Annotated in this window: 10 protein-coding genes and 1 pseudogene; 4 read left to right on the top strand and 7 right to left on the bottom strand. The window is 67.5% G+C overall.

Annotated features, from left to right (window positions below; translation table 11 throughout):
• Positions 1–185: 185 nt before the first annotated feature.
• A complete protein-coding gene (locus E4N62_RS48825) occupies positions 186–2327 on the top strand; it encodes a 2OG-Fe(II) oxygenase (protein WP_230217297.1) in 2142 nt (713 codons plus the stop codon).
• Between the two features lie 14 nt (positions 2328–2341).
• Here the strand turns inward: E4N62_RS48825 and E4N62_RS48820 are convergent.
• Positions 2342–2542, bottom strand: a pseudogene (locus tag E4N62_RS48820) (transposase); the annotation flags it as partial.
• Positions 2543–2632: 90 nt separating this feature from the next.
• Positions 2633–3885, bottom strand: a protein-coding gene (locus E4N62_RS23100; RefSeq protein ID WP_230213881.1) for an IS3 family transposase whose coding sequence is annotated in 2 segments (ribosomal slippage) — positions 2633–3603 and positions 3603–3885 — 1254 coding nt in all. Because the reading frame shifts where the segments join, the coding sequence is not laid out codon by codon here.
• 530 nt (positions 3886–4415) lie between these two features.
• Here E4N62_RS23100 and E4N62_RS23095 point away from each other — a divergent pair.
• Positions 4416–5039 (top strand): restriction endonuclease, encoded by a 624-nt coding sequence (locus E4N62_RS23095; RefSeq protein WP_374117049.1) that lies wholly within the window; start codon positions 4416–4418, stop codon positions 5037–5039.
• Positions 5040–5130: 91 nt separating this feature from the next.
• On the opposite strand, the gene E4N62_RS23090 is transcribed toward E4N62_RS23095, so the two are convergent.
• A complete protein-coding gene (locus tag E4N62_RS23090) occupies positions 5131–5625 on the bottom strand; it encodes a hypothetical protein (protein WP_230217293.1) in 495 nt (164 codons plus the stop codon).
• Between the two features lie 28 nt (positions 5626–5653).
• Complete coding sequence (locus tag E4N62_RS23085; RefSeq protein ID WP_230217291.1) at positions 5654–6040, bottom strand: hypothetical protein; 387 nt, start codon at positions 6038–6040, stop codon at positions 5654–5656.
• Positions 6041–6350: 310 nt separating this feature from the next.
• Here E4N62_RS23085 and E4N62_RS23080 point away from each other — a divergent pair, with 310 nt between their 5' ends.
• Positions 6351–6710, top strand: coding sequence for a hypothetical protein (locus E4N62_RS23080; RefSeq protein WP_230217289.1), 360 nt, complete (start codon positions 6351–6353; stop codon positions 6708–6710).
• 329 nt (positions 6711–7039) lie between these two features.
• Here E4N62_RS23080 and E4N62_RS23075 read toward each other — a convergent pair whose 3' ends face one another.
• From E4N62_RS23075 to E4N62_RS23065, 3 genes are all read right to left on the bottom strand, one after another.
• Entirely contained in the window at positions 7040–7888 is an 849-nt protein-coding gene (locus E4N62_RS23075; RefSeq protein WP_230217287.1) for a hypothetical protein, read from the bottom strand.
• Between the two features lie 152 nt (positions 7889–8040).
• A complete protein-coding gene (locus tag E4N62_RS23070; RefSeq protein WP_230217285.1) occupies positions 8041–8967 on the bottom strand; it encodes an NAD-dependent epimerase/dehydratase family protein in 927 nt (308 codons plus the stop codon).
• A gap of 11 nt (positions 8968–8978) precedes the next feature.
• Positions 8979–10274 carry a nucleotide sugar dehydrogenase gene (locus E4N62_RS23065; protein ID WP_230217282.1) on the bottom strand — a complete coding sequence of 432 codons (1296 nt, stop codon included), beginning with the start codon at positions 10272–10274 and terminating at the stop codon, positions 8979–8981.
• 341 nt (positions 10275–10615) lie between these two features.
• Between E4N62_RS23065 and metG the strand changes: the two genes are divergently transcribed.
• Positions 10616–12340: a methionine--tRNA ligase gene (metG, locus tag E4N62_RS23060; RefSeq protein ID WP_230217280.1), complete on the top strand. Its 1725-nt coding sequence runs from the start codon at positions 10616–10618 to the stop codon at positions 12338–12340.
• Positions 12341–12348 lie beyond the last annotated feature (8 nt).

Genomic DNA, 12348 nt, shown 5'->3' with positions numbered 1-12348 from the left:
CGGCGGGTCGAAGGCGGCGGAGTTCAGTGCCCGGCTCGAAGCACCGGCGGACGGCGTCGGCCTTGAGGTGGCCGGGGTCGGACCGGTGCGTCTGCCGCTGCGCGCTCCGCAGGTGAAGAAGCTGATCGCGGTGGCGCGTCCGGCACTGTTCGGCAGGGGGGGAGGACACCCTGAGCGACAGCAGTGTGCGCGACACCTGGCAGATCCCGCCGGACCAGGTCACGCTGGGCGGCCCGGCCTGGCCGACGCTGCTCGACGGCGCGCTGGAGTACTTCCGGGACGAACTCGGGCTGCCCGCGTCGACCCGGCTGAGGGCCGAGCCGCACGCCCTCCTCGTGTACGGCAAGGGGCAGTTCTTCCTTCCCCACCAGGACTCGGAGAAGGACGACGCCATGGTGGGCACGCTGGTGCTGTCGCTGCCCTCGGCCCACACCGGCGGCGAGCTGGTCATCGGGCACGCCGGGCAGAGCCGGACCTACCGTGCGTCGAAGACGGAGCTGAGCCTGGTGGCCTTCTACGCCGACTGCCCGCACGAGGTGACACCGGTCAGGAGCGGCTACCGGGTGACCCTCACGTTCAACCTGCTGGCCGAGCGAGGTGCTCCGGTGCGGGAGCCCGGCCCGCTCGACGACATGGCGCACTGCCTGGAGCGGCACTTCAACGCACCGGCCAGGCCGCGCTACGGCGGCCAGGACCTCGATCCGCCCCGTCGTCTTGTCTACCTGCTCGATCACGAATACACCCAGCGGGGTCTCGGCTGGGACCGGCTCAAGGGCGCCGACGCGGAACGTGCCGCGCTGCTGCGCGCCGCGGCCGCCCAGGCGGGGTGCGAGACGGTACTCGCCCTCGCCGAGGTGAAGGAGACCTGGGACGCCACTCCGGCCGGGTACGACCCCTGGGACGACTACGGCTACGACGAGGAGGACGGGGAAGGAGAGGAAGAGAGAGAGGAAGAGAGAGAGGAAGAGGGAGCAGCCGCGGCCGACGGCGCGGGTGCCGACGAGGACTACGAGCTCGGCGAGCTGATCGACGACGAGATCACCCTCGACTGGTGGACCGGTCCGGACGGCGCCGGCGGCGAGCAGATCTCGCTGTACGTCCGCGACTACGAGAGCTGCTCCAGTACCCCGAGTGCGGACCTGAAGCCCTATGACTCCCAGTACGAGGGCTACATGGGTAACTACGGCAACACGCTGGACCGCTGGTACCGGCGGGCCGCCGTCGTGGTGTGGCCACGAGAGCGGGCCTTCGCGGCGCGCGGCGAGGCCGGATCGCGGTGGGCACTGGAGGAACTGCAGGTCCGGGTCACCAAGGGCGACCGGGACGGCGCACGCGCCGCGGCCGAGTCCCTCGCGCCGTTCTGGAAGGACAGTGGTGTACAGCCCGGACAGCTGGGGAACGCGCTGCGGGTGGCCGAGCGACTCCAGACGGCCGGGACCGCCGCGATGCTCCTTCAGCCGTTCCGGATCGACGCACTCACTCCGGAACACACGGACGACCTGGCCGCGGTGGCGAAGCGGTACGGCGTCACGTGGCTGGGCCAGGTCACCGAGGGCTGGTTCGGCGGCGCGCGCAACCGCTTCGAGCAACACCGTTACGACTGGACCGAGCGGCTTCCCCAGCTGTGCGCGGCGCTGCGCTCCGCCCGGAGTCCCGCGGTGGCCGAGCTGCTCCTGACCGGGGCCTGGACCCTGGTGGACGGTGAACTGCGGCTGTGGACCGAAACCGGGCCGGCCGAGATCCGCCGCGCGCGGTTGGAACGGCTGAGCCTGCCGCTGCTGCGCATTCTGGAGGCGGCCGACGAGCAACTGCTCGGCCGGATCATGGCAGCGCTGCGTTCCTGCCCGGACACGGTCCTGGAGCTCCTGCTGCCGATGCTGCGCCACGCGGCGCAGGAACAGACGGAGGACGAGCCCCGGGCGACAGGACTCGGAGCGGTGGCACGGGAGTGCCGGAACCGGCTCGGCGCGCTCGTGCGACGGGCGCCGCGCGCCCCGGATGACTGGTCGGTGGCATGGACAGCAGGGTGCGGCTGCGAGCTGTGCGGCACCCTGGGCGCGTTTCTCGGCTCCCGTTCGCGGCGGACACTGGAGTGGCCGCTGGCGAAGGACGGACGGCGGCACGTGCACAGCAGGATCGACACGGCCGAACTGCCCGTAGACCATCAGACCAGGCGCCAGGGACGCCCTTACACGCTGGTGCTGACGAAGACCGAGGAGCTGTTCTCACGCGAGCGGGCCACCCGCCGCCAGGCCGGAGCCGACCTGACCTGGCTGGCCTCGACATGGAACCTTTCCGACGAGGCCGGAGTCGACCCGAGGCCGTGACACGAGTCCCGGGACGCGGGAGCGCCGCCGACGAAGGCCGCCAGGGCGTCCGGCGAGGCGAACTCCTCCCAGTCGCCGCCGACGACCGAGAGGAACTCCGGGCTCAGGACCGCGCCGATGCCGGGGACTCTCTGGACTGTGCCAGCGAGTTCGTGTTCGCGAAACCGGTCTTCGACGAGCTTGTCCAACTCGGCGATCTGCTCGTTGAGGGCCATCACGTCCCTGGCCGGGGTCGGCGACCACCGCGTTTTCTACACCGTTTTGAGGACGGTCAGCTGTGAACCGCCCCGGGTTCGGTGGAGATCTCAGTTGGTGGCTGTGAGCTGGGTTTTCGTGGTTGCTCGGTAGTAGTTGGCTTCGTATTCGACGGGCGGAATGTGCCCTATCTCACCGTGGAGCCGGCGGTGGTTGTACCAGTCGACCCACTCGGCGGTGGCGAGCTCGACGTGCGAGAGCGTCTTCCACGGCCGCTGCGGTTTGATGACCTCGGTCTTGAACAGACCGATCGTCGACTCCATGAGCGCGTTGTCGTACGCGTCGCCGACCGAGCCGATTGAGGCCGCGATGCGGGCCGCGTCGAGGTGTTCGGCGAGGCGAAATGAGGTGTATTGCGACCCGGCGTCGGAGTGGTGGACCAACTCGCCAGGGGCCGGCGGACGGCCGTCGCGGTCGCGCTGCCACAGCCCCATGTCCAGGGCGTCCAGGACGAGTTGGGTCTCCTTCGACAACGACGCGGACCAGCCGACAATGCGACGCGAGAAGGTGTCCACGACGAACGCGACATAGACGACGCCCGCCCAGGCCGCGACGTGTGTGAAGTCGGCGACCCAGGTGCGGTTCGGAGCCGGGGCGACGAACTCGCGGTCGAGCAGGTCCGGGGCCCGGGCGGCGGCCGGATCCGGCATGGTGGTGATGACCTTCTTGCCGCGGACGGCGCCGGCGATGCCGAGCTCGCGCATGAGGCGCTCGATCGTGCAGCGGGCCACCTCGTGGCCCTGGCGGTTGAGCTGTCGCCAGACCTTCCTGGCGCCGTAGACCCGGTAGTTGGACTGGTAGACCTCCTGGATCAGCTCCTTGAGTTCCTCGTCTCGCACCGCTCGCGGAGAGGGGCTTTCGAGGCGTTTCTTGCAGGCGTAGTAGGTGGAGGGGGCGATCTTGCAGCTGTGCTGGGTCAGTACGCGGCAGATCGGCTCGACGCCGCCGAAGCGGTCCCGGTGCTCGTCGATGAACGTTACGAGCGAGGAAGTGGCCGGTCGAGCTCGGCCGCGAAGAAACTCGCCGCGGCCTTCAAGATCTCGTTCGCGCGCTTGAGTTCGGCGATCTCCTTCTTCATCGCCTTGATCTGCGCGGACTCCTCGCTCGTCGTCCCCGGCAGGGTCCCGGAATCGATCTGGTCCTGGCGGACCCACTTGCGCAACGTCTCGCGCGAGCCGATGCCGAGCTTCGCCATCACCGCGTTGATCGCGGCGGACTCGGTCGGGTAGTCACCGCGGACCTCGGCGACCATGCGCACCGCGCGCTTGCGCAGCTCAGGGGGATAGGAGGAGGGACGTGCCATGACTCTGATCCTTACACGGAATCGAGTCTCCATTCGAACCGGGGCGGTTCACTCGGCCACCAGGCGGCGGGCCTGCAATGTCGTTCGAGGCGCGAGCACCCAGCGCACGAGGGAGAACTGCACGCGGCCGGTGCCAGCGGCCTTTCCTGCTTGCCCGGGCTGATTCTCCGGGGACGGGCCGGCGCCGTCGGGTGCATGCGATGTTGTGTGGGCCACGCCGCGAGTGTTGCGGCGCAGTCGGCCTCTACGGAGTAGATCAACCCTGTAACCACTGGAAAGAGCGGAAGAGACCGCTGCCGTTGACGTCGAGGCAGTCGCGTCGTTCACCGCTACCGCGGCTACACCGCCCCGCATGGCAGTCCAATCCGGCCATGGCCGACTCGCGCCCTTCTGTCGCCGCCTCAGGCTGCTCAGACTGCCGTACACGGACCTGTGGAGGAGGGGCTTCGATCTTGGCTGGGCGTAAACGTGGTGCGGCTGCCCGCAGGAGGCGTGCGGCGAGACTGAAGGCGCTGGCGGCCGGCGGTGGCTTGGTGCTGGTCCTGCTGGTGGTGTTCTGGTCGGCCGTGTGGCCGTACATCTCAGGTGCATTGGTCCTCGGTGGCGTTGGTGCGGCGGGCTGGTGGCTGTGGCGTACGGACCGGCTCGTGCGCGGGCGGGACCGTCTCTGGCGGCAGGAAGAGGCCGTGAAGGCCGGTCACCGGACGCTCGCCGAGGTGGACGCGATGACCGGCACCGAGTTCGAGGACCTGGTCGCAAGTCTGTGCCGACGGGACGGCTGCGCAGAGGTCCGGCGGGTGGGCGGTGCGAACGACAACGGCGCCGACGTCGTCGGCCGCCTCCCGGACGGGCGGACAATGGTGATCCAGTGCAAGCGCTATGCGCCAAGCAGCTCGATCGCGAGTCGCGAGCTACGCGATCTTCTGGGTGCCAAGGTGCACTTCGGGGCCGACCTGGCGGTGTTCGTGACGACCACGCGCTTCAGCCGTCCCTCCGAGCGGTTCGCGGTGCAGCACGGCATCCTCGCGGTGCACCGCGACCACCTCGGCCTGTGGAACAACGGGGCCTCCCTGCTGTCCCTGACCGAGGTGAACGGCCGCGGCCAGGGAGACTCACGGCACCGGGCGCGCTGGAAGCGGGCGTATGGGAGGTGAACCCCTCACGGGTGCGCGAGGCCGGATCCTGCAGGACGCGTGCAGCGCGGGGCTCAGGTCGCGCCGACACCGCTTGTCGACGGCGGCGTGACTATACGCGGGCGGGTACGCCCGCCAGGCCGTCGTCACCGTCCTCGCCGTCTTCGCCGCGCTTCTTGCGGTCGCGCGCTCCGTCTAGGCTGTCGAGGCTTCCGCGCAGGAAATCCGCGAGGGTGCTGGCAGTCTCCGCTCCAGCCGAGACGCCGGGTAGGCCCTCGATGCGCAGGCCGGAGATCGTGTGGGCTACGGAGTAGCCCAGTTCCTGGAGGATGCCGGTGAGCGCGTGGTGCACGTAGGCACGTGCGCTGCGGTGCAGGAGGCCGACGCGTCCGTCGGCCAGTCCTTCGGTCTGTTCGCGGGCCGCGGCGGAGCGCGCGGTGATGGAGACGAACCACTCCAGCGATGCGGCCCTTGTACCGGCTGACGAGATCAGCACGCCGACGGCTTGAGTGCGGTCGTCTGTTCCCGCGACAGGGAGCCCCATGCCTTTGCAGAGGGTCTCCAGTTCGGTAGCGATGTGGTTGCCGTCGTGACGGTGGGTGCCCATGAGGTGGGAAGAGGCTTGTCGGGAATTGCTACGCAGCGACTCCGGCAAGCGGCCTTTTTCCCATGTAGTACTCCAAGGTGACCTGCATCCCGTGGAGTGGCTCCACCATCCGCTCAAGTTGTGTTCTGGTGTCCGCCAGCTCGCTTCGAAGGGACTCCGCGCGCCTCTCGGCCGCAACCCGCCCCTCCTTCTCCTTGGCAACGCGACGGAGAGCCGCCGGCGGGAGCGTGCGGTCTCCCCCATGGGGAGATCCAGGAATCCCAAGCTCCCTCTTACGCTTCTGCACCCAACCGTTCACGGTCTTGCGTGAAACCGCGTATTCAATGCTCAGCTCCAGCACGGTCTTGGTCCCGGCGATCACGAGATCCGCCAGTTCAGTACGCTTCTCCTGTGACAGCTTGGACTGGAACGTCACTGCGCACTCTGCCTTTCGATCAAGGACTGTTCACGCGAAGTAACTCGGCTGCGGCTGAAGGGGTGCGAGCGTAGACGGAATCCCATCCTACTGTGCGACTAATGCAGTTGAAGGTGACGCGGCGTCAACAGGATGAGTACCCTTCGGCCAGTTCGTGGCCACCGGCGCGTCCCGGCCCAGTGTCGCGCTGCGTGCTTCGGTAGTGGGCAGGAGCGGATGGACTGGGTCAGGGTTTCGGGCTCTCACTTGATTGGGTGGCATCAGGCTTCTATCGCGTAGAGGGCATGACTGCACCCGTAGCGTCGGCAATATGACCAACAAGTACGAAAGCCACGGCACGCCACTGGCTGAGTATCGGCTTACACGAGATGATCATCGACGCCAGGAGGAGAAAGAGCGGAGCACGGCGTACGTTCGCCGCGTGGTGGACAGCGCGCCACCATTGTCCGCTGAGGTCGCCAGTAAGCTCCGGGATCTTTTGGGGCCCTTCCCGCGTCGGTCTCCGTCGGACTACATGCGCTGGCGCGTACGCCTCTACTGCGGTCATATCCAGGAGGTCGCGTGTCTCCTGAGCGAGCCCCGACCGGCAAGCGAGGCTCGCTGCAAAGAGTGCGGGAAGAATCCCTCGGTGATCGTGGCGTTCGAGCCTGATGGCCCGTTCGAGGAGTGACGGCGGTAGTGGGCGGACGGTGTCAATCGTTGGTGTGCGGCTACCGGCGTAGGGGGAGCCGTACCGCTGGAGGGGTGGCGTGCGAGTTGGCGCTGGGGTCGGGTCGCAGGAGCAGCGGTGAACGCGCCAGCGGGCGGGATCCGGGTACGACTGAAGGCTTTCTCCGGAGAAGGTTAGAACCCCACGCTCGGGTGCCTCGGCTTCAAGTTGCTCCCAGGCACGTTCGTTGACCGTCGCCTGCTCGATCTCCGGCATGTTCACCTAAAGGCTGCCCTCGCCGTCCGAAATGGGTTGCTTGCGCGCATCGCGGATGGCGACCAGTTCGTGCGTCACGGGTCAGACTTTCGTGTTTCGGTGGTCATGTGGCGTGGATTGCGTGGAGCTGTGGCGATTGGCGATGTCCACGCCGATGAAGGGGGCCGCACGCGAGCACCGTGCCGACCGAAAGGGTCCCGGCTGGCTATTCGTCGGTGCGTGCGGTCGACTTCCACGGTGCCCGAACCCGGCTGCCACACAGGTGCTGGCAAGGCGGACCAGTCGGGAGCCCCCGGCCGCAGTGCCTTGAGAGCCTCCTCTCCCATCCCGTGATTCACGCCGCCGCAGGCGCAGTCGCACGGTGTCTCTGGTGCGGCCAACGCACAGCTCGGTGAGCCACAGAAGGACGGGTCGTCGTCGCCTGAATGCTGCTGGCAGAGCACGGACCAGCAGGGAGTCTGCAGGTACCAGTCGAGACATCCGACGGCACCGGTCAGCTCACGATCGAGGACCGCCAGCATGACGGGAATGGTGTCCTCCACCATGGTGACGGTGCTCCAGTAGGACACCGGTGGCGCGTTTCCGAAGATTGCTTCTCGGTAGCCGGAGGCGAAGGTGCGCGCCATCGCGTGGTCGCTTACTGCGCAGAGGTCTGTACTCAGGCCGAGGGGGCGGAAGTCGCCGATTGCCAAGGAGTCGTCGGAGAGGTGAGCCCACCTACTTCCGGCGGGTCGGCCCTCGAAACTGCCTCCGCGGATCTCCTCCCACTCGGAGACCATGCCGATCAGGACGGTCTTTGTGCTGCGGCCGTCCGCGAGCCGTCTCTGCTCAGCAGGTGCTTTGGCCAGGATCCGGGCAATCGCCTCCTCAGCTTTGTGGGTCTGCTTCGTGCCGGAACGGCCTTTACCGCGTGATGAGTTCAACCAACACCTCCTGCCAATGATGGTGGCATGGGTGGCGAAAGCCAGTGAGGGCTCTTCACGTCACGGCCCGGCATCTGCCTGCTGGCATCGCGCGGGTGCTGCCGAATCCGTTGGGGTAGTTGCAGAAGCGGAGCATGGGCCCGTACCTGCAATCAGGCGCGGAGCCATTTTGCTGTAGCCGATATCCCTTCCTGCAGCGGTGTGAGCGCGACGGTCGGGAAGAGCGCTCGCAGGCGGGTGCCATCGGCCTGCGAGTGGGGGACGTCACCAACGCGGTGGGCTGTGTGCTCCCGCTGAGCGCGGAACCCGGTTGCGGCCTCGATCTCGGGGATCAGGGCCAGGAGGGACGTTCGCGTACCGAAGGCCAGGTTTACTGGCCAGGGTTCGGCGACTCGACGCAGGAGGGCGTCGGTGAGGACCTCGCAGACCGTGCCCACGTACGTGAAGTCGCGTGTCTGTGTGCCGTCACCGTGCACGGTCAGGGGGCGTCTGTTGAGCGTGGCGCTGATCCACTTCGGTATGACCGCGGCGTAGGGGTGGTCGGCGCGCTGGCCGGGCCCGTAGACGTTGAAGAAGCGGAAGGGCAGTACCGGGAGGCCGAAGCTGTAGTGGTACGCGCCCAAGTACGCCTCCGTGGCGAGTTTGGTGACCGCGTACGGGCTCATCGGGGCGGTGGTGAGGTCTTCGTGCTTGGGGAGGTGCGGGTTCGCCCCGTAGACGGATGACGAGGAGGCGGCGATCACGTGCAGGTTGCCGGCTCGGCGGGCTGTTTCGAGGACCTGGAGAGTTCCGGTCGCGTTGGCGTGATGGCTGGCCAGGGGGTCTTTCACGGAGCGAGGAACGGACGGCAGGGCGGCGAGGTGGACGATGGCGTCGGCGCCGTGAAATGCCTGCTTCAGGAGCGCGGCGTCCTGGACGTCGCTCTCGAAGAAGTCGACGTCGAGACCCGCGATGTTCTCCTTGCGGCCGGTGGAGAGGTTGTCGATTAGCCGGACCTGGCTGATCTCGGGGCGCCTCATCAGGTTCCGAGCCAGGTTGCTGCCGATGAACCCGGCACCGCCGGTGATCACGATCTTCACGTGGCTTCCCTTCAGAGAGAGTCGACGTGGGCGCCGGCGAGCCGGCGGCGGCAGTCGAGGATGTACGGGGCGTGGGCGGTGATCAGGTGGTAGTCGAAGGCGTCGTGGTCGGCGAGCAGGACCACGGCGTCGGCATCCGCGAGGCACTCGGGGGTCACCTCGACTCGCTGGAGGTTCTCCAGGTTGGCCGCGCGGGGGTGAGCGTCGTCGCTGACGTGAGGGTCGGCCACCTGAACCTCGGCGCCCATGCCTCTGAGCAGCTCGGCTATGCGTGCCGCCGGGGTCTCGCGGGCATCCCCGGTGTTGGCCTTGTACGCGAGTCCGAGGAGCACAATCCGGGAGCCGTTGAGGGACTTCCTGCGCTGGTTGAGGCCGTCGACGAGGCGCCGGACCACGTAATCGGGCATGTGGTTGTTGACGTCGTTCGCCAGCTCGACGAAGCGGAAGTTGCGGCCCAGGGTGCGCTGGACGCGCCAGGACAGGTACGACGGGTCTATGGGCAGGCAGTGGCCTCCCACGCCCGGTCCGGGGGTGAAGCGCATGAACCCGAAAGGCTTGGTGGAGGCCGCGTCGATCGCTGACCAGACGTCGATGTCCAGTTCGTGGGCGAAGATTGCCAGCTCGTTGGCGAGCGCGATGTTCACGTGCCGGAAGGTGTTCTCCAACAGCTTGGTCAGCTCGGCTTCCTTGCAGTTGCTGACCGGGACGACCGTGTCGATGAGGGACGCGTAGAAGCGGTGGACGGCTTCCTTGGAGGCGGGGTCGATGCCGGAGATGACCTTGGGGGTGTTCTCCAGCTTCCACGTGGAGTTTCCTGGGTCTATGCGTTCGGGGCTGTAGCCGAGGTGGAAGTCGCGGCCGGCGATCAGGCCGGAGGCGTGTTCGAGGAGCGGGCCGAAGACCTCCTCGGTTGTGCCGGGGTACGTGGTGGACTCCAGGACGACGGTCGCTCCGTGTGTGAGGTGGCAACCGAGTATCTGCGCCGCGTCCTCGACGTGGGACAGATCCGGCGCTCCCTCGCGGAGGGGCGTGGGCACCGTGACGATCGCAATGTCGAAGTCCGCGCAGTCGGAGGCGTCGATGGTCGGGCGATAGGCGCCGGTGGCAAGGAGCGGGGCAAGGCGTGAGTCCGGGATATCCTCGATGTATGACTCTCCGCGTACGAGCCGCTTGACGCGCTGTGCGTCGACGTCGAAGCCGACGACCTGGTGCCCGACCTCGGCGGCTCTGACGGCGAGCGGGAGTCCGACGTATCCCTGCCCGACTACGGCGACGCGGAGCTGCTGGAAGGCGCGATTCTTGATCATGCGGTCCACCTCTTGGGATTCGGGCGGGGGCGTGGGCGGTGCATGCGGATCGGCGGCGCGGCGAGCGCTCTAAGATGGGAAGTGCCTCGGCCGTACGAGACTCGCTTGGCCGCCTGTCTCGGACGGCCGAGCGCCTTTTCGGCTCTCTTCAGGTGGGTCGCAAAATCCGCAGGAGGGGCAAAGCGCTGGTTCGATACGATGGCGGTGGCCTGCAGACCCGTACCGTCACAGTGCGTGACATCAAGACGCGAGCTCAATGATCGCAAGGGCTGCAGCTTCCCGACTTGGGCCCGCCGTGGCACCGCCGCCGGCGCCGTACGTACGAAATGGAGCATCCGAGGATGGCTCGACACCTGGTCACCAGCGCGCTTCCCTACATCAACGGGATCAAGCACCTGGGCAACATGGTCGGGTCGATGCTTCCGGCGGATGTGTACTCCCGGTACCTCCGCCAGCGCGGTCACGACGTCCTCTTCATCTGTGCCACCGACGAGCACGGCACGCCGGCCGAGCTGGCAGCCAAGGAAGCCGGGCTCTCTGTCGCGGAGTTCTGCGCTCAGGCCCATGACGCGCAGAAGGCCGTCTATGACGGGTTCCAGCTGGCCTTCGACTACTTCGGGCGCAGCTCGTCGCAGCAGAACGTCGAGATCACCCAGCACTTCGCGCGCAGGCTGAACGAGAACGGTTTCATCGAGGAGCGCGCCATCCGGCAGGTGTATTCGCCGGTCGACGGCCGCTTCCTGCCGGACCGGTACGTCGAGGGCACCTGCCCTCACTGCGGCTACGACAAGGCTCGCGGCGACCAGTGCGAGAACTGCACCCGTGTCCTCGACCCCACCGACCTGATCAACCCCCGTTCGGCGATCAGCGGGTCCACGGAGCTGGAGGTCCGTGAGACCAAGCACCTCTTTCTGCTGCAGTCCAAGCTTCAGCACGAGGTCGAAGGGTGGATCGACGCAGTCGGTGAGGAGTGGCCGCAGCTGTCCTCGTCCATCGCCCGCAAGTGGCTGACCGAGGGCCTGCACGACCGGGCGATCACCCGTGACCTGGACTGGGGCGTCCCGGTCCCGGCCGACACCTGGCCCGATCTCGCGGCCGAGGGCAAGGTCTTCTACGTCTGGTTCGACGCCCCGATCGAGTACATCGGCGCGACGAAGGAGTGGGCGGACGCCGCCGAGGACGGCGAGGCCCGCGACTGGAAGTCGTGGTGGTACGAGGCCGACGACACCGTCCGCTACACCCAGTTCATGGCGAAGGACAACGTCCCCTTCCACACAGTGATGTTCCCGGCCACCGAGCTGGGCGTACGCGAGCCGTGGAAGAAGGTCGACTTCGTCAAGGGCTTCAACTGGCTGACGTACTACGGCGGCAAGTTCTCCACGTCTCAGAAGCGTGGTGTCTTCACGGACGCTGCCCTGGAGACCCTTCCCGGTGACTACTGGCGCTACTTCCTTATCGCCAACGCCCCGGAGTCGGACGACTCGTCGTTCACCTGGGAGCACTTCACCGCCACGGTCAACAAGGACCTGGCCGACACCCTGGGGAACTTCGTCAACCGCGTACTGTCCTTCTCCCGCAAGCGGTTCGGCGATGAGGTGCCAGCGGGCCATTCGGGCGGCGAGGCGGAGGCGAAGCTGGGCGAGGAGATCGCGCGGCTTCTTGCCGAGTACGAGGTGCAGATGGAGGCTCTTCAGTTCCGCAAGGCCGCGGCTGCTCTGCGTGCGCTGTGGTCGGCGGGCAACTCCTACCTGGAGGAGAAGGCTCCCTGGCTGGAGATCAAGACCGACCCGGACGGCGCCGCGTTGACCCTGCGTACCGCGATGAACCTGATTCACCTGTACGCGGTGGTCTCCGAGCCGTTCATTCCGTCCACTGCGGCTGCCATGCGTGGTGCCTTCGCGCTGGAGGGTGACACCGCGACCTGGGTGACCGCGGAGCAGACCAAGGCCCTGGACGCCGTCCCGGCCGGGACGGCGTTCACCGTTCCGCCGGTGCTCTTCACGAAGATCACCGAGGAGGACCTGGAGTCCTACCGGGAGCGTTTCGGCGGCTCCGAGGACGCCTGACCGCCTCT

This window comes from Streptomyces sp. MNU76 (genome assembly GCF_020982545.1).
In the GTDB taxonomy this organism is placed as follows: domain Bacteria; phylum Actinomycetota; class Actinomycetes; order Streptomycetales; family Streptomycetaceae; genus Streptomyces.
This window is presented reverse-complemented; position numbering and strand designations above follow the sequence as displayed.

Coding starts and splice junctions, on each gene's coding strand:
- E4N62_RS23065 (WP_230217282.1), bottom strand. CDS start 10,274: ATGATCAAGAATCGCGCCTTCCAGCAGCTCCGCGTCGCCGTAGTCGGG.
- E4N62_RS23090 (WP_230217293.1), bottom strand. CDS start 5,625: ATGGGCACCCACCGTCACGACGGCAACCACATCGCTACCGAACTGGAG.
- E4N62_RS23080 (WP_230217289.1), top strand. CDS start 6,351: ATGACCAACAAGTACGAAAGCCACGGCACGCCACTGGCTGAGTATCGG.
- metG (WP_230217280.1), top strand. CDS start 10,616: ATGGCTCGACACCTGGTCACCAGCGCGCTTCCCTACATCAACGGGATC.